Here is a 17,062-nt window from a genome sequence, read left to right on the forward strand (position 1 = left end):
TGTCATGTCGCATCAATCTGATTTGATCAGCGAGGACATCCTCGCCTACCTGGGCCAGCACGAGCGCAAGGAAATGTTGCGCTTCCTGACCTGTGGCAACGTCGACGACGGCAAGAGCACCCTGATCGGGCGCCTGCTGCACGACTCCAAGATGATCTACGAAGATCACCTGGAAGCCATCACCCGCGATTCGAAGAAGGTCGGCACCACCGGTGACGACATCGACCTGGCGTTGCTGGTCGACGGCCTGCAGGCCGAGCGTGAGCAGGGCATCACCATCGATGTCGCCTACCGCTACTTCTCCACCGCCAAGCGTAAATTCATCATCGCCGACACCCCTGGCCATGAGCAGTACACCCGCAACATGGCCACCGGTGCCTCTACCTGTGACCTGGCGATTATCCTGGTCGACGCGCGCTACGGCGTGCAGACCCAGACCCGTCGCCACAGCTTCATTGCCTCGTTGCTGGGCATCAAGCACATCGTGGTCGCCATCAACAAGATGGACCTCAACGGTTTCGACGAAGGTGTGTTCGAGCAGATCAAGGCCGACTACCTGAAGTTCGCCGACGGCATCGCCTTCAAGCCGAGCACCATGGCGTTCGTACCGATGTCGGCGCTCAAGGGCGACAACGTGGTGAACAAGAGCGAGCGTTCGCCGTGGTACACCGGCCAGTCGCTGATGGAGATCCTCGAGACCGTCGAGATCGCCAACGACCGCAACTACACCGACCTGCGTTTCCCGGTGCAGTACGTCAACCGTCCGAACCTGAACTTCCGCGGTTTTGCCGGCACCCTGGCCAGCGGCATCGTCCATAAGGGCGACGAAGTCGTGGTGTTGCCGTCGGGCAAGAGCAGCCGCGTCAAATCCATCGTCACCTTCGACGGTGAACTGGAGCACGCAGGCCCAGGCCAGGCCGTGACCCTGACCATGGAAGACGAGATCGACATCTCCCGTGGCGACCTGTTGGTGCACGCCGATAACATGCCGCAAGTGACCGACGCCTTCGACGCCATGCTGGTATGGATGGCCGAAGAACCGATGCTGCCGGGCAAGAAATACGACATCAAGCGCGCCACCAGCTACGTGCCGGGTTCCATCACCAGCATCGTGCATCGTGTGGACGTGAACACCCTGGCCGAAGGCCCGGCAAGTTCGCTGCAGTTGAACGAGATCGGCCGGGTCAAGGTCAGCCTCGATGCCGCCGTCGCCCTGGACGGTTACGCGAGCAACCGCACCACCGGCGCGTTCATCGTCATCGACCGCTTGACCAATGGCACTGTGGCCGCGGGCATGATCATCGCGCCGCCGGTTGTCCACGGCAGCGCCGCGCAGCACGGCAAGTTGGCCCATGTGGCCACCGAAGAGCGTGCCCAGCGTTTCGGCCAACAGCCGGCAACCGTGTTGTTCAGCGGCCTGTCGGGCGCCGGTAAAAGCACCTTAGCCTACGCGGTTGAGCGCAAGTTGTTCGACATGGGCCGTGCAGTGTTTGTACTCGATGGCCAGAACCTGCGTCACGACCTGAACAAAGGGTTGCCGCAGGACCGTGTCGGGCGTACCGAGAACTGGCGTCGTGCGGCTCATGTCGCACGCCAGTTCAACGAAGCCGGCCTGCTGACCCTGGCCGCGTTCGTTGCGCCGGATGCCGAAGGGCGTGAACAGGCCAAGGCGCTGATCGGTGCCGATCGCTTGCTGACGGTCTACGTGCAGGCTTCACCGCTGGTGTGCGCCGAGCGTGATCCGCAAGGCTTGTACGCGGCCGGTGGGGATAACATCCCTGGCGAGTCCTTCCCATACGACGTGCCGTTGAATGCCGATCTGGTGATCGACACCCAGGCCCTGTCGCTGGAAGACAGCGTCAAGCAAGTGCTGGAGCTGTTGCGTCAGCGTGGGGCGATCTAAACCTCGCGGCCACAAAAAAAGCCCGCCACCGAGTGATCGGTGGCGGGCTTTTTTACATTCTCAAGATCGGGCTTGGTCAAATGTGAGAGGGGGCTTGCTCCCGATTGCAGAGTGTCAGTCACTGCATCGGGTGACTGAAGCACCGCTATCGGGGGCAAGCCCCCTCCCACATTTTGATCAGTGGCGGTCTGGATAATCTGTGTGAAGTTGGCTGAGAAGCGCATCCTTCTCTTCCCACAACCGATTGATCCAGCCCTGGAACGCCAATCGATATTCCCCGTCCTGCTCATAATTCTTGCCAATGAACTCAGGCGGGATCGGCACTTCTTCGAACCGCACCACCACGTCCTGCACATTCCCGCACAACAAGTCCCAGTAGCCGGGGCGCCCGGCGGGGTAGTGGATGGTCACATTGACCAATGACTTCAACTGCTCACCCATGGCATCCAGCACAAACGCAATACCGCCGGCCTTGGGCTTGAGCAAGTAGCGAAAGGGCGAGTTCTGCTGTGCATGCTTGCCCGGCGTAAAGCGTGTGCCTTCGGCAAAGTTGAAAATCCCCACCGGGTTGGCGCGAAACTTCGCGCAGGTCTTGCGGGTGGTTTCCAGGTCCTTGCCTTTCTTCTCCGGGTGTTTTTCCAGGTAGGCCTTGGAGTAACGCTTCATGAACGGAAAGCCCAATGCCCACCAGGCCAGGCCGATCACCGGGACCCAGATCAGCTCCTGCTTGAGAAAGAACTTCAGCGGGCGAATCCGTCGATTGAGCACGTATTGCAGCACCATGATGTCGACCCAGCTCTGGTGGTTGCTGGTCACCAGATAAGAGTGCTGGTAGTCCAGCCCTTCCAGGCCTTTAAGGTGCCAGCGGGTGCGCCGCACCAGGTTCATCCACGCGTTGTTGTTGCTGATCCAGGCTTCATGGGTGTGGTTCATTAGCCATTCGCTGAAACGCTTGGCGAACGGCAGTGCCTTGAACAGCGCGACGATGAACAGGAACGAACACAGCAGGATCGTGTTCAGCGCCAACAGCAACGACGCGATCACCCCGCGCACGGCGGCAGGTAGAAAATCCAGCATTTAGATCTCCATAGGTCGGTTGGCGGCTTGGATCGCGGTCAGCGCGATGGTGTACACAATGTCGTCGACCTGGGCGCCGCGCGGCAGGTCGTTCACTGGTTTGCGCAGGCCCTGGAGCATCGGCCCCAGGCTGACGCAATCGGCGCTGCGTTGCACCGCCTTGTGGGTGGTGTTGCCGGTGTTCAGGTCGGGGAATACGAAGACCGTGGCCTTGCCCGCCACCAGGCTGTTGGGTGCCAGTTGCCGGGCGACGGTTTCGTTGGCGGCGGCATCGTATTGCAACGGGCCGTCGATCAGCAGCGAGCTTTGCTGTTCATGGGCGAGCAGGGTGGCTTCGCGGACTTTTTCCACTTCTTCGCCGCTGGCCGATTCACCGCTGGAATAGCTGATCATCGCCACCCGTGGCGTAATGCCGAACGCCGCCGCCGAGTCGGCGCTTTGCAGGGCGATTTCCGCCAGTTCGGCGGCGCTCGGGTGCGGGTTCATCACACAGTCGCCGTACACCAGCACCTGTTCGGGGAACAGCATGAAGAACACCGACGACACCAGGGTGCAGCCCGGCGCGGTCTTGATCAGTTGCAGGGCCGGGCGGATGGTATTCGCGGTGGAGTGGATAACCCCGGAGACCAGGCCGTCGACTTCATCGAGCGCGAGCATCATGGTGGCGATCACCACGGTGTCTTCAAGTTGCTGTTCGGCCATCGGCGCGTTGAGGCTCTTGCTCTTGCGCAACGCGACCATCGGTTCGACATAACGCTCGCGGATCAGGTCCGGGTCGAGAATTTCCAGGCCTTCGGGCAATTCGATGCCGTGGGCGCGGGCGACCGCTTCCACGTCCGTCGGCTTGGCCAGTAACACGCAGCGGGCAATGCCGCGGGCCTGGCAGATCGCGGCGGCTTGCACGGTCAACGGCTCGCTGCCTTCGGGCAAGACGATGCGCTTGTTGGCGGCCTGGGCGCGCTGGATCAACTGGTAGCGGAACACCGCCGGTGACAGGCGCATCTCCCGTGGCGTGCCGCAGCGTTGGTGCAGCCAGCGCGCATCGAGGTGGCTGGCGACGAAATCGGTGATGATCTCGGCGCGCTCGCGGTCATCGATGGGGATTTCCTTGTTCAGGCTGTTGAGCAGGTTCGCTGTCTCGTAGGAGCCGGTACTTACCGACAGCACCGGCAGCCCGGCCTGAAAGGCGCCTCGGCAGAGGTCCATGATGCGCGGGTCGGGCAGGGTGTCGCTGGTCAGCAGCAGGCCGGCCAGGGGTACGCCGTTGATCGCGGCCAGGCTGACGGCGAGGATGATGTCGTCGCGGTCCCCCGGTGTCACTACCAGCACGCCCGGCTTGAGCAGTTCCACGGTGTTGCGCATGGTGCGGGCGCAGATGATGATTTTGGTCATGCGCCGGGTTTCATAATCACCGGCGTTGAGGATCTGCGCGCCCATCAGGTCGGCGACGTCGCGGGTACGCGGCGCATTGAGTTCGGGCTGGAAAGGAATGCAGCCGAGCAGGCGGAAATCCCCGCTGCGCAGCAACGGCGAATGCTCCTTGAGGCGCGCCGAAAAGGCTTCCATGCTTTCATCGGTGCGCACCTTGTTGAGGATCACACCGAGCACTTTCGGGTCTTTCGGGCCGCCGAACAGCTGGGCCTGCAGTTCCACGCGGCCGGAGAGTTCGGTGAGCACTTCGTTTTCCGGCGCCGAGACCAGGATCACTTCCGCGTCCAGGCTCTTGGCCAGGTGCAGGTTGACCCGCGCCGCATAGCTGGCGCTGCGGGTCGGCACCATGCCTTCGACGATCAGCACGTCCTTGCCCACGGCGGCCTGCTGATACAGGGTGATGATTTCTTCGAGCAACTCGTCGAGCTGGCCGTCGCCGAGCATCCGCTCGACATGGGCCAGGCCCAGAGGCTGCGGCGGTTTGAGGCCATGGGTGCGAGCGATCAGCTCGGTGGAGCGTTCGGGGCCGGTGTCGCCGGGGTGCGGCTGGGCAATCGGTTTGAAGAAGCCGACTTTCAGCCCGGCACGTTCAAGGGTGCGCACCAGCCCAAGGCTGATGGAGGTCAGACCCACACCAAAATCGGTGGGCGCGATAAAAAAAGTCTGCATGCGAATTCTCTGGAGGTGCATGGCTTCGGTGGCGCTCTATGGTTGAGTGCCTACCGGGAATCAGGCGCCAAGGTTATCGTTATTCGCGCTCCTGCGCACACCAGCCGCAGGCAAAGGGCTGGCCTATTTTTTCCAGGCGGTGTGCGGGGTCGAGTACCCAGGTGCGCGATTGCCAGGGCGGCTGGTGGCGCAGGTGTTGGGTGTGGCCGCAGGACAGCTCGGCAACCCAGTGCCCGTCGTCGTCCTGGTGGAATCCGAGGATGACGGCGACCGTTGATCGACCCCGTCCGTCCGGGTTCTGTTCGCTTTCGGGCAAATCCTTGTTTAGACTTGTCCGTTCTTCATTCTTATGCAAAAGGTCTCGCCCCATGACGATCGCCGCTAACAAGGCAGTCTCCATCGACTATACCCTGACCAACGACGCTGGTGAGGTCATCGACAGCTCAGCCGGCGGCGCGCCGCTGGTCTACCTGCAAGGCGCAGGCAACATTATCCCGGGCCTGGAAAACGCTCTGGTCGGCAAGAGCGTCGGTGATGAACTGACCGTTGTCGTAGAGCCTGAAAATGCTTACGGCGAATACTCCGCCGAACTGGTCAGCACCCTGAGCCGCAGCATGTTCGAAGGTGTCGACGAACTGGAAGTGGGCATGCAGTTCCACGCTTCCGCGCCGGACGGCCAAATGCAGATCGTGACCATCCGTGACCTGGACGGCGACGACGTCACCGTCGACGGTAACCACCCTCTGGCAGGTCAGCGCCTGAACTTCCAAGTGAAGATCGTGGCCATCCGCGAGGCTTCCGAGGAAGAAGTCGCCCACGGCCACGTGCACGGTGAAGGCGGTCATCACCACTGATTGATGTGTTGATCAGGTGGTAGCCAAAACGCCCCGACTGGTTCGGGGCGTTTTTTTTGTGCGCGCAATAAAGAACAGCGATTTATTGCGCCCAAACAAAAATGCCCCGGACCTTTCGGTACGGGGCATTTCTTAACTGTTACGCAGGTAAACCGGCGTGGCAGTTTATCGCTTAGGCTGCAACAGCAAGGTTCAGAGCCTTGATGTGGCCATTCAAACGACCTTTATGGCGAGCAGCTTTGTTCTTGTGGATGATGCCTTTATCGGCCATGCGGTCGATAACTGGCACAGCCAGAACGTAAGCAGCTTGAGCTTTTTCAGCGTCTTTTGCGTCAATGGCCTTAACTACATTCTTGATGTAGGTACGAACCATGGAACGCAGGCTGGCGTTGTGGCTGCGACGCTTCTCAGCCTGTTTTGCACGTTTTTTGGCGGAAGGTGTGTTGGCCACCGTCGAGCTCCTCGAAAGACTTTTTAGGAAATAGCAAACAAAATAGGCCGCGAATCATGCCGATGAGTTGATGGGTTGTCAAGGGCGGCTGATGCGAACTGCTGAGTGGTCGATCTGAAGAGGCGGGTGATTTATTTCCGGCGCTTGACCTGTAAACTCGCGAGCTTTGGCGCTGTGCTGTTGCAGGCGCGCAGTATCGCATAAGTAGGCGCGTAGTTCGCCTGCTCTTTATCTATAGGCGCAAACTCTTTCAATGAATCTGCTCAAATCGTTGGCTGCCGTCAGCTCAATCACGATGATCTCCAGGGTTTTGGGGTTTGTGCGTGACACCCTGCTGGCGCGCATTTTTGGCGCCAGCATGGCCACGGATGCGTTCTTTATTGCCTTTAAACTGCCCAATCTGTTGCGGCGGGTCTTCGCTGAGGGCGCGTTTTCCCAGGCGTTCGTGCCGATCCTGGCGGAATACAAGACGCAGCAGGGCGAGGAGGCGACCCGCACATTTATCGCCTATGTCTCGGGCCTGCTGACCCTTGTGCTGATGCTGGTGACCCTGGTTGGCATGCTCGCCGCGCCCTGGGTGATCTGGGCCACGGCGCCCGGGTTTGCCAATACGCCGGAAAAATTCGCGCTGACCACTGATCTGCTGCGGGTGACTTTCCCCTATATATTGCTGATCTCCCTGTCCTCCCTGGCCGGCGCCATCCTCAATACCTGGAACCGTTTCTCGGTGCCGGCGTTCGTGCCGACCCTGCTTAACGTCAGCATGATTATTTTTGCGCTGTTCCTCACGCCCTACTTCGATCCGCCGGTCATGGCCCTGGGCTGGGCGGTATTGGCCGGTGGCCTGGCGCAATTGCTCTACCAACTGCCGCACCTGAAAAAGATCGGCATGCTCGTGTTGCCGCGCCTGAACCTCAAGGACACCGGCGTCTGGCGCGTGATGCGCAATATGCTGCCGGCGATCCTCGGGGTGTCGGTCAGCCAGATTTCCCTGATCATCAACACCGCGTTTGCGTCGCTGCTGGTGTCCGGTTCGGTGTCGTGGATGTATTACGCCGATCGCTTGATGGAGCTGCCGTCCGGCGTCCTCGGCGTGGCCCTGGGCACGATTTTGCTGCCGACGCTGGCGCGTACCTACGCGAGCAAGGACCGCCAGGAATACTCGCGCATTCTCGATTGGGGTTTGCGCCTGTGCTTCGTGCTGGTGTTGCCGTGTTCCCTGGCGCTGGGAATCCTGGCCGAGCCACTGACGGTGTCGTTATTCCAGTACGGGCAATTCAGCGCGCACGATGCCTTGATGACCCAGCATGCGCTGATCGCCTACTCCGTCGGTCTGCTCGGCATCATCGTGATCAAAGTGCTGGCGCCGGGTTTCTACGCCCAGCAAAACATCCGCACGCCGGTGAAGATCGCGATCTTCACGCTGATCGTCACGCAGTTGCTCAACTTGGTGTTTATCGGCCCGCTGGCCCACGCCGGCCTGGCCTTGGCCATCAGCGCCGGTGCCTGCATCAATGCCGGCCTGCTGTTTTACCAACTGCGCAAACAGCAGATGTTCCAGCCGCAATCGGGCTGGGGGATATTTGCCCTCAAGCTGCTGGTGGCGGTGGCGATGATGTCGGCGGTATTGCTGGGCCTGATGCACTTCATGCCGGCCTGGGATCAAGGCCATATGCTCGAGCGCTTCCTGCGCCTGGGCGTGCTGGTGGTGGCGGGCGTGGTGGTGTACTTCGGCATGTTGCTGCTGCAAGGTTTCCGCCTGCGGGATTTCAATCGCAAGGCGCTGGGTTAGAGGGTTTGCCGCGATAAAACCGGTGTTTTATCGATTCCATCCGTTTTGCCCTGCGCTGTTGCCTGTGATCCGGGGCCGGGTGTGGTTATAATCGACCACTTTATGAGCAAGAAGCGCGTTATGCAGCTGGTTCGAGGTCTCCACAACCTGCGCCCCCAGCATCGGGGCTGCGTCGCCACTATTGGCAACTTTGACGGTGTACACCGTGGCCACCAGGCTATCCTGGCCCGGCTGCGCGAGCGTGCGGTCGAGTTGGGCGTGCCCAGCTGCGTGGTGATTTTTGAGCCACAGCCGCGGGAATTCTTTACCCCGGAAACGGCACCGGCGCGCCTGGCCCGCTTGCGCGACAAGCTGCAACTGTTGGCGGAGGAGGGCGTGGACCGTGTGCTGTGCCTGGCCTTCAACCAGCGTTTGCGCAGCCTCAGCGCCGCCGAGTTCGTCGACCGTATCCTGGTGGATGGCTTGGGCGTGCAGCATCTGGAGGTCGGCGACGACTTCCGCTTTGGGTGTGACCGGGTCGGCGATTTCGATTTCCTGCAACACGCTGGCGTGACCCAGGGTTTTACCGTCGAAGCCGCGCAAACCGTCGAACTGGACGGCCTGCGCGTGAGCAGTACCCAGGTGCGTAATGCCCTGGCTGCCGCCGACTTCGCCTTGGCTGAGCGTTTGCTCGGTCGCCCGTTCCGCATTGTCGGGCGGGTATTGCACGGCCAGAAGCTGGCGCGCCAACTGGGCACGCCAACCGCTAACGTGCAGCTCAAGCGCCGTCGTGTGCCGCTGACCGGGGTTTACCTGGTGAGTGTCGACATCGACGGCCAATCGTGGCCGGGAGTCGCCAATATAGGCGTCAGGCCCACGGTTGCAGGTGATGGCAAGGCCCACCTGGAAGTTCACCTTTTGGATTTTGCCGGGGATTTATATGACCGGCGTTTGACGGTGGTTTTCCACCAGAAGCTGCGTGAAGAGCAGCGTTTCGCCTCCCTTGAGGCGTTGAAAACGGCGATCAATGCGGATGTCGCCGCCGCCCGTGCCCTAGCCGCACCTAGCGCCCATCGCTAACCGAAGAGCCTTAAATGACCGACTATAAAGCCACGCTAAACCTTCCGGACACCGCCTTCCCAATGAAGGCCGGCCTGCCACAGCGCGAACCGCAGATCCTGCAGCGCTGGGACAGTATTGGCCTGTACGGAAAGTTGCGCGAGATTGGCAAGGATCGTCCGAAATTCGTCCTGCACGACGGCCCTCCTTATGCCAACGGCACGATTCACATCGGTCATGCGCTGAACAAAATTCTCAAGGACATGATCATCCGCTCGAAGACCCTTTCGGGTTTCGACGCGCCTTATGTCCCGGGCTGGGACTGCCACGGCCTGCCGATCGAACACAAAGTCGAAGTGACCCACGGCAAGAACCTGGGCGCCGATAAAACCCGCGAACTGTGCCGTGCCTATGCCACCGAGCAGATCGAAGGGCAGAAGTCCGAGTTCATCCGCCTGGGTGTCCTGGGCGACTGGGCCAACCCGTACAAAACCATGGACTTCAAGAACGAAGCCGGTGAAATCCGCGCCTTGGCCGAAATCGTCAAGGGCGGTTTCGTGTTCAAGGGCCTCAAGCCCGTGAACTGGTGCTTCGACTGCGGTTCGGCCCTGGCTGAGGCGGAAGTCGAGTACGAAGACAAGAAGTCCTCGACCATCGACGTGGCCTTCCCGATCGCCGACGACGCCAAGCTGGCCGAGGCCTTTGGCCTGGCAAGCCTGGCCAAGCCGGCCGCCATCGTGATCTGGACCACCACCCCGTGGACCATCCCCGCCAACCAGGCGCTGAACGTACACCCGGAATTCACCTACGCCCTGGTGGATGTCGGTGATCGCCTGCTGGTGCTGGCCGAAGAGATGGTCGAGGCCTGCCTGGCTCGCTACGAACTGCAAGGTTCGGTGATCGCCACCACCACCGGCACCGCGCTGGAGTTGATCAATTTCCGTCACCCGTTCTACGACCGCCTGTCGCCGGTGTACCTGGCTGACTATGTTGAACTGGGCGCCGGCACCGGCATCGTTCACTCCGCTCCTGCTTACGGCGTAGACGACTTCGTGACCTGCAAGGCTTACGGCATGGTCAACGACGACATCTTGAATCCGGTACAGAGCAACGGTGTTTATGCGCCGTCCCTGGAATTCTTCGGCGGCCAGTTCATCTTCAAGGCCAACCAGCCGATCATCGACAAGCTCTCGGAAGTCGGCGCGCTGCTGCACACCGAGACCATCAAGCACAGCTACATGCACTGCTGGCGCCACAAGACCCCGCTGATCTACCGCGCCACCGCGCAGTGGTTTATCGGAATGGATAAAGAACCGACCAGCGGCGACACCCTGCGTAACCGCGCGATCAAAGCCATCGAAGGCACCAAGTTCGTCCCGACCTGGGGCCAGGCGCGCTTGCACTCAATGATCGCCAACCGTCCGGACTGGTGCATCTCCCGCCAGCGCAACTGGGGCGTGCCGATCCCGTTTTTCCTCAATAAGGAAAGCGGCGAGTTGCACCCGCGTACCGTCGAACTGATGGAAGTCGTGGCCCAGCGCGTTGAGCAGGAAGGCATCGAAGCCTGGTTCAAGCTGGACGCCGCCGAGCTGCTGGGCGACGAAGCGCCGCTGTACGACAAGATCAGCGACACCCTCGATGTGTGGTTCGACTCCGGCACCACCCATTGGCACGTGCTGCGCGGTTCGCACCCGATGGGTCACGAAACCGGCCCGCGCGCCGACCTGTACCTGGAAGGTTCGGACCAGCACCGTGGCTGGTTCCACTCCTCGCTGCTGACCGGTTGTGCCATCGACGACCACGCACCGTACCGCGAACTGCTGACCCACGGTTTCACCGTCGACGAAAACGGCCGCAAGATGTCCAAGTCCCTGGGCAACGTGATCGCGCCGCAAAAGGTCAACGACACCCTGGGCGCCGACATCATGCGCCTGTGGGTCGCCTCGACCGATTATTCGGGCGAGATGGCCGTGTCGGAGCAGATCCTGCAGCGCAGCGCCGATGCCTACCGTCGTATCCGTAATACCGCACGCTTCATGCTGTCGAACCTGACCGGTTTCAACCCGGCCACCGACATCCTGCCGGCCGAGGAAATGCTCGCCCTGGACCGTTGGGCCGTGGACCGTACCCTGTTGCTGCAACGCGAGTTGCAGGAGCACTACGGTGAATACCGCTTCTGGAACGTCTATTCGAAGATTCACAACTTCTGCGTGCAGGAGCTGGGCGGTTTCTACCTCGACATTATCAAGGACCGCCAGTACACCACCGGCGCTAACAGCAAGGCGCGCCGCTCGGCGCAGACCGCGCTGTATCACATCTCCGAAGCGTTGGTGCGCTGGATCGCGCCGATCCTGGCCTTCACCGCCGACGAACTGTGGGAATACCTGCCGGGCGAGCGTAACGAGTCCGTGATGCTCAACACCTGGTACGAAGGCCTGACCGAACTGCCGGCCGACTTCGAATTGGGCCGCGCATACTGGGAAGGCGTGATGGCGGTGAAGGTTGCCGTGAACAAGGAGCTGGAAGTCCAGCGTGCGGCCAAGGCCGTCGGTGGCAACCTGCAAGCCGAAGTCACCCTGTTTGCCGAGGAAGGCCTGAGCGCCGACCTGGCCAAGCTGAGCAACGAACTGCGCTTCGTGCTGATCACCTCCACTGCGAGCCTGGCGCCATTCGCCCAGGCCCCGGCGGACGCCGTGGCCACCGAAGTACCTGGCCTGAAGCTCAAAGTCGTCAAATCGGCCTTCCCCAAGTGCGCCCGTTGCTGGCACTGCCGTGAAGATGTCGGCGTGAACCCTGAGCATCCGGAAATCTGCGGTCGTTGCGTCGACAACATCTCTGGTGCTGGCGAGGTTCGCCACTATGCCTAACGCCAGTCGTTTCGGACGTCTTGGCTGGCTCGTATTGAGCGTGCTGGTCCTGGTCATCGACCAGGTCAGCAAGGCTCACTTCGAGGGCACCCTGGAGATGTTCCAGCAAATCGTGGTGATCCCGGATTACTTCAGCTGGACCCTGGCCTATAACACCGGCGCGGCGTTCAGCTTCCTTGCCGATGGCGGCGGCTGGCAGCGCTGGTTGTTCGCCCTGATCGCCGTGGTGGTCAGTGCGGTGCTGGTGGTCTGGCTCAAGCGCCTGGGTCGCGATGACACCTGGCTGGCCATCGCCTTGGCACTGGTGCTGGGTGGTGCACTGGGCAACCTGTACGACCGCATCGCCTTGGGCCATGTGATCGATTTCATTCTGGTGCATTGGCAGAATCGCCATTACTTCCCGGCGTTCAATTTTGCTGACAGCGCCATCACCGTCGGTGCAATCATGCTGGCACTCGATATGTTCAAAAGTAAGAAAACCGGAGAGACCGTTCATGACTGATCAGGTATTGGCTGAACAACGCATCGGCCAGAACACGGAAGTCACCTTGCATTTCGCATTGCGCCTGGAGAATGGCGACACGGTCGACAGCACGTTCGACAAATCCCCGGCTACCTTCAAGGTGGGCGATGGCAACCTGCTGCCGGGTTTTGAAGCGGCCCTGTTCGGCTTCAAGGCTGGCGACAAGCGCACCCTGCAGATCCTGCCGGAAAACGCCTTTGGCCAGCCCAACCCGCAGAACGTACAGATCATCCCGCGTTCGCAGTTCCAGGACATGGACCTGTCGGAAGGCCTGTTGGTGATTTTTAACGATGCGGCGAATACCGAGCTGCCGGGTGTGGTCAAAGCCCTCGATGATGCGCAAGTGACCATCGACTTCAACCACCCGTTGTCCGGTAAAACCTTGACGTTTGACGTAGAAATCTTCGACGTTAAAGCGCTCTAACCGACAACGCGGTTCAAAATGTGGGAGCGGGCTTGCTCGCGATTGCTGACTGACATTCAGTAAATCTGTTGGCTGATACACCGCTATCGCGAGCAAGCCCGCTCCCACATTTGCCCGCGTCGTTATATAGAGATCAGCCGCGCCCGCGGTTGCAATGATCCAATTTCTTGCGCTGCAAGACACGAGGCACAGCATGCAAATCAAACTCGCCAACCCCCGTGGCTTCTGCGCCGGCGTGGACCGGGCGATCGAAATCGTCAACCGCGCCCTGGAAGTCTTCGGGCCGCCGATCTACGTGCGCCATGAAGTCGTCCACAACAAATTCGTGGTCGAAGACTTGCGCGCTCGCGGCGCCATCTTTGTCGAAGAACTCGATCAGGTGCCGGACGACGTCATCGTAATCTTCAGTGCCCATGGCGTATCCCAGGCGGTACGTACCGAAGCGGCAGGCCGCGGCCTGAAAGTATTCGATGCCACCTGCCCGTTGGTCACCAAGGTGCATATCGAAGTCGCGCGCTACAGCCGCGATGGCCGTGAATGCATCCTGATCGGCCACGCCGGCCACCCGGAAGTCGAAGGCACCATGGGCCAGTACGACGGCAGCAACGGTGGCGCGATCTACCTGGTGGAAGACGAAAAAGACGTCGCCAGCTTGCAGGTACACAACCCTGAGCGTTTGGCCTTCGTCACACAGACCACTTTGTCCATGGATGACACCAGCCGGGTGATCGATGCCCTGCGCACACGCTTCCCTGCGATCGGCGGCCCACGCAAGGACGACATCTGCTACGCCACGCAAAACCGCCAGGATGCGGTCAAGCAACTGGCCGATGAATGTGATGTGGTGTTGGTTGTCGGCAGCCCTAACAGCTCCAACTCCAACCGCCTGCGTGAACTGGCTGAACGCATGGCCACGCCGGCGTACCTGATCGACGGCGCCGAGGACATGCAGCGCAACTGGTTCGATGGCGTCGAGCGTATCGGCATCACGGCGGGCGCCTCGGCGCCGGAAGTCCTGGTGCGCGGCGTGATCCAACAGTTGCAGGCCTGGGGCGCCACAGGTGCCGATGAGTTGGCCGGTCGTGAGGAGAACATCACTTTCTCCATGCCCAAGGAGCTGCGGGTTCGTTCGCTGCTCTGAGTCCCAGGGTGTCGAGCGAGCCCTGGCATAATGCCTGCTCGGTTTTATCTCGGCGCAGGCTGATGCGCCCGCTGGGGGCCAGCACTACTTGAAACAGGCTTTGTGCCTGGTCCGTGGCGCATACATGCACGGTGCCGGCACGAAAGCCCCCGCCAGCAAAGACCGGCTCGCCTAGCCCGCTGAAGCGTACCTGGCTCCTGACCGGTCCATTGCCCACGATCTGCACGCGCCCATTGTCCTGGTGCTCCAGCAGCACGGGATTATCGTCGTCCAGATGGCCGCGCCCGCTCAGATCCACGATCACCCGCCAGCCTCGGCTCCAATCATCGTCCACGGCATGCATGACTACCGTCCGGTTGCGTGCGATGGCTTCGGTGCGCGCATAGCGCAGGCCGCCAACCAACGACTGGGCAGCGCTTTGTCGCTGCTGGGATTCCAGCAAGCCCCTGAAACTGGGTACCGCCAACTGCGCAAGGATGCCGCTCAGGATAAGCCCGAGCAGTAGCTCGATCAGTGTGAAACCTCGCTGTGTCATGTGCCGTCCCTCCGTGGACGTGATGGATTTTCAGATGGCATGCCTAGGTATAGCGTCCAGCTCGTGGTGTTGAATGCTGGCCTTTATGTCCAAAGTATTTCCCTTTGTTCCGGGAGCAGCGCAGGCCAAAAACCGGCGCTAGTCTTGGGCCGCACAGCAGGGTTTTCCTGCTTTTTTTCCTGCCTTCGATAGGGATGACGACGGTAATGCTTGCTTGCCCGACTGCCTTTTTTCGACCTTTAACTGCCCACCACCAAACCGGCATGACCCTGATCGAGGTGGTGGTGGCGGTGCTGATTCTCGTGATCGGCCTGTTGGGGGTCGCGGTGGTCCAGCTCAACGCGCTCAAGTACACCGACAGCTCGCGGATGGCCAGCCAGGCGAGCTTTATCGTCTACGACATGCTGGACCGTATTCGCGCCAACTCCGGCGCCGACTACTCGTGGGCGCGAAGCGAGCGTGCGCCACCGTTCACGTCGACGGCCAGTGTGCGTGACCTCGACCTGCACGATTTCGAGGCCAATATCATCGGTTTCGCCGGCGATAGCGGCAGTGGCTCGGTGGTCGTGCGTGCCAATGAAGTGATCGTCAGCATCAGTTGGGATGACGCCAGGGGGGCAAAAAATGCAGGGGCGAGGGAAACGTTCACGCTCACCAGTCGCGTCGCCGACGAATCGCAGGTGATGCAATGAAGCGGCGGGTGCTGGGTTTCAGCTTGCTGGAGTTGTTGCTGGCATTGACGCTTGGGCTGGTGCTGAGCCTCGGGGTCAGCCAAGTCGCCATCAGCGCTCGAACGACCCATGCCAGCCAGCAGGCCGCCATGCTGCTGCAGGATGATGCGCGGTTTGCGCTCGGCAAACTGATTCAGGACATTCGCCTAGCGGGCATGTTTGGTTGCCTGGATACGGCGTTGATCGAAGGTGCGCCGTTGGCCTTCGAACGGCCCATCAGTTGGAGTGCCACGGGCGCTTCAAGGTCGCTGACCCTGGTTAGCGCCGAGGTCGGTGAGGACGGCGGCAAGCCGGATTGGACTGTGTTGTCCGACTGCTCAGGTTCCGCCCACGCTTATGCCGGCACCCCACCCCCTGCTGCGCCGGGGCAGATACGCTTTGCGATACGTCAGCTTACCTACACCTACGAGGCTGGCCAGTTGAAAGTCAGCACCCCGGCAGCTCCGGCCAAGACAGTACTGGTGGACAACGTGCAGGCGTTCGAGATCAGTTTCGGCGTGGCGGCCAAGCCTGACTCGACGCATGTGGTGCGATATGACCCCGGCCCGGCCGACGAATCGCTGATACGCAGTGTGCGCATCCTGTTGACGCTGCAAGACCCGGCAGGGTTGGTGAAGGCGCAAACCTGGAGCGTGGTTGCGGCGCTGCGTAACCGGCTGGGGTAGGGCGACCATGGCGCTGTTTCGCATTGTTGAACGACGGCAGGCGGGCATGGTGCTGCTGATCAGTCTGGTGTTCCTGTTGTTGCTATCGCTGATCGGATTGTCTTCGATGCAAGGTGCGGTGTCCCAGCAGAAGGTCGCCAGCAGTGTCTGGCACCGCAACCAGTCGCTGCAAAGTGCCGAAAGTGGCCTGAGGCTGGGGGAGGCGAGTGTGCGTCAGGCCGGTGGTGCGGGGCCTGTGTGCTCGTCGATCATCACCTGCGCGCCGCCGCGCGAGTCGTCTTCGGTGATAAGCCCTGGAACCCATCCCGTTTCGGCGGTGAACTGGGTTGCCATGAGCGGCGGTCTCTACGCTGTTCAAGCGCTCGGGCCGGCGGTGGGGCTGGTTCACTTGCCCCCGCAGATGCCGGCAATGGTGTATCGAATCACGGCGGTGGGGCTCAGTGGCCAGTCGCGCACGGTGCTGGAGGCCATGTATGCAAGGGTGGATGAAGGCGGGCGCTCGCGGTTTCGGCGAGTGATGTGGCGGCAACTTTATTAAGGAGCAGTGCAATGGGCATGGATAGCCAGGGTTTTACGTTGATTGAATTGCTGATCGCCGTAGCGATCATCGCTGTGCTGGCCGGTATCGCTTATCCGGGGTATGTCGGCCATGTAAACAGGGCCTACCGCGCGGAAGTTGTCGTGCTGTTGACCGAGCACGCTCAGCATCTGGAGCGGTATTACACGAAGAACGCCAGTTTTATTGATGCAAGCGGCGTCAGCGTTGGCAATGATCGCTATAGAATCACTGCAGTATTGAACCCTCAGGATTTCAGCCTGCTGGCCACACCTGGCGTCGACTCTGTCATGGCGGGCGACGCGTGCGGGGCATTCAGCCTGACCAGTTCCGGTGTGCGAACCAATCCGGGAGCGGCGCCGGGAATGTCACGCAAGGCGTGCTGGGGGCAGTGATGGGTGTGCT

17 protein-coding genes are annotated in these 17,062 nt (G+C 61.0%); 12 read left to right on the forward strand and 5 right to left on the reverse strand.

Translation table 11 applies throughout. The features are described 5' to 3' along the window. Positions 1-4 precede the first annotated feature (4 nt). Positions 5-1,903, forward strand: a complete 1,899-nt coding sequence (gene cysN / locus ACS5Q8_RS03865) for a sulfate adenylyltransferase subunit CysN (protein WP_276196457.1) — start codon at positions 5-7, stop codon at positions 1,901-1,903. A gap of 177 nt (positions 1,904-2,080) precedes the next feature. Here cysN and yihG read toward each other — a convergent pair whose 3' ends face one another. The 3 genes from yihG to ACS5Q8_RS03880 form a co-directional block, all read right to left on the reverse strand. Then, positions 2,081-2,980: a 1-acylglycerol-3-phosphate O-acyltransferase, YihG family gene (gene yihG / locus ACS5Q8_RS03870; protein WP_276196458.1), complete on the reverse strand. Its 900-nt coding sequence runs from the start codon at positions 2,978-2,980 to the stop codon at positions 2,081-2,083. Further along, entirely contained in the window at positions 2,981-5,080 is a 2,100-nt protein-coding gene (gene pta / locus ACS5Q8_RS03875; RefSeq protein WP_276196459.1) for a phosphate acetyltransferase, read from the reverse strand. Positions 5,081-5,159: 79 nt separating this feature from the next. Next, the gene (locus ACS5Q8_RS03880) at positions 5,160-5,450 is read right to left on the reverse strand and encodes a DUF3565 domain-containing protein (RefSeq protein WP_345894152.1); all 291 of its coding nucleotides are present in this window, start codon (positions 5,448-5,450) and stop codon (positions 5,160-5,162) included. Here ACS5Q8_RS03880 and ACS5Q8_RS03885 point away from each other — a divergent pair. Next, complete coding sequence (locus tag ACS5Q8_RS03885; protein WP_276196460.1) at positions 5,449-5,934, forward strand: FKBP-type peptidyl-prolyl cis-trans isomerase; 486 nt, start codon at positions 5,449-5,451, stop codon at positions 5,932-5,934. The genes ACS5Q8_RS03880 and ACS5Q8_RS03885 overlap by 2 nt on opposite strands. 172 nt (positions 5,935-6,106) lie before the next feature. Here the strand turns inward: ACS5Q8_RS03885 and rpsT are convergent, their stop codons facing one another. Beyond that, a complete protein-coding gene (gene rpsT, locus ACS5Q8_RS03890; protein ID WP_029292043.1) occupies positions 6,107-6,385 on the reverse strand; it encodes a 30S ribosomal protein S20 in 279 nt (92 codons plus the stop codon). A gap of 253 nt (positions 6,386-6,638) precedes the next feature. Between rpsT and murJ the strand changes: the two genes are divergently transcribed. The 6 genes from murJ to ispH all read left to right on the forward strand — a co-directional run bounded on the left by murJ (position 6,639) and on the right by ispH (position 14,170). Continuing rightward, positions 6,639-8,177, forward strand: coding sequence for a murein biosynthesis integral membrane protein MurJ (gene murJ / locus ACS5Q8_RS03895; RefSeq protein WP_276196461.1), 1,539 nt, complete (start codon positions 6,639-6,641; stop codon positions 8,175-8,177). A gap of 120 nt (positions 8,178-8,297) precedes the next feature. Then, positions 8,298-9,236 (forward strand): bifunctional riboflavin kinase/FAD synthetase, encoded by a 939-nt coding sequence (gene ribF, locus ACS5Q8_RS03900; protein ID WP_247396700.1) that lies wholly within the window; start codon positions 8,298-8,300, stop codon positions 9,234-9,236. Between the two features lie 14 nt (positions 9,237-9,250). After that, on the forward strand, positions 9,251-12,082 hold the full coding sequence (ileS, locus tag ACS5Q8_RS03905) for an isoleucine--tRNA ligase (RefSeq protein ID WP_276196462.1): 2,832 nt from the start codon (positions 9,251-9,253) through the stop codon (positions 12,080-12,082). Further along, positions 12,075-12,584, forward strand: coding sequence for a signal peptidase II (gene lspA / locus ACS5Q8_RS03910; RefSeq protein WP_247396698.1), 510 nt, complete (start codon positions 12,075-12,077; stop codon positions 12,582-12,584). Before ileS ends, lspA begins: the two co-directional genes overlap by 8 nt. A gap of 7 nt (positions 12,585-12,591) precedes the next feature. After that, positions 12,592-13,029, forward strand: coding sequence for an FKBP-type peptidyl-prolyl cis-trans isomerase (gene fkpB / locus ACS5Q8_RS03915; RefSeq protein ID WP_465160349.1), 438 nt, complete (start codon positions 12,592-12,594; stop codon positions 13,027-13,029). A gap of 193 nt (positions 13,030-13,222) precedes the next feature. Beyond that, a complete protein-coding gene (gene ispH, locus ACS5Q8_RS03920) occupies positions 13,223-14,170 on the forward strand; it encodes a 4-hydroxy-3-methylbut-2-enyl diphosphate reductase (RefSeq protein WP_276196463.1) in 948 nt (315 codons plus the stop codon). On the opposite strand, the gene ACS5Q8_RS03925 is transcribed toward ispH, so the two are convergent. Then, positions 14,124-14,705, reverse strand: coding sequence for a GspH/FimT family pseudopilin (locus ACS5Q8_RS03925; RefSeq protein ID WP_276196464.1), 582 nt, complete (start codon positions 14,703-14,705; stop codon positions 14,124-14,126). The genes ispH and ACS5Q8_RS03925 overlap by 47 nt on opposite strands. Before the next feature lie 206 nt (positions 14,706-14,911). Here ACS5Q8_RS03925 and pilV point away from each other — a divergent pair, with 206 nt between their 5' ends. The 4 genes from pilV to ACS5Q8_RS03945 are packed head-to-tail and all read left to right on the forward strand — an operon-like array spanning position 14,912 to position 17,052. Beyond that, positions 14,912-15,397 carry a type IV pilus modification protein PilV gene (gene pilV, locus ACS5Q8_RS03930; RefSeq protein ID WP_426100753.1) on the forward strand — a complete coding sequence of 162 codons (486 nt, stop codon included), beginning with the start codon at positions 14,912-14,914 and terminating at the stop codon, positions 15,395-15,397. Continuing rightward, complete coding sequence (locus tag ACS5Q8_RS03935) at positions 15,394-16,101, forward strand: prepilin-type N-terminal cleavage/methylation domain-containing protein (protein ID WP_276196466.1); 708 nt, start codon at positions 15,394-15,396, stop codon at positions 16,099-16,101. Before pilV ends, ACS5Q8_RS03935 begins: the two co-directional genes overlap by 4 nt. Before the next feature lie 7 nt (positions 16,102-16,108). Beyond that, on the forward strand, positions 16,109-16,639 hold the full coding sequence (locus tag ACS5Q8_RS03940; RefSeq protein WP_276196467.1) for a PilX N-terminal domain-containing pilus assembly protein: 531 nt from the start codon (positions 16,109-16,111) through the stop codon (positions 16,637-16,639). An 11-nt stretch (positions 16,640-16,650) separates the two neighbouring features. Continuing rightward, complete coding sequence (locus tag ACS5Q8_RS03945) at positions 16,651-17,052, forward strand: type IV pilin protein (protein WP_276196468.1); 402 nt, start codon at positions 16,651-16,653, stop codon at positions 17,050-17,052. Positions 17,053-17,062: the final 10 nt, after the last annotated feature.

Source organism: Pseudomonas sp. PAMC25584 (assembly GCF_058135675.1).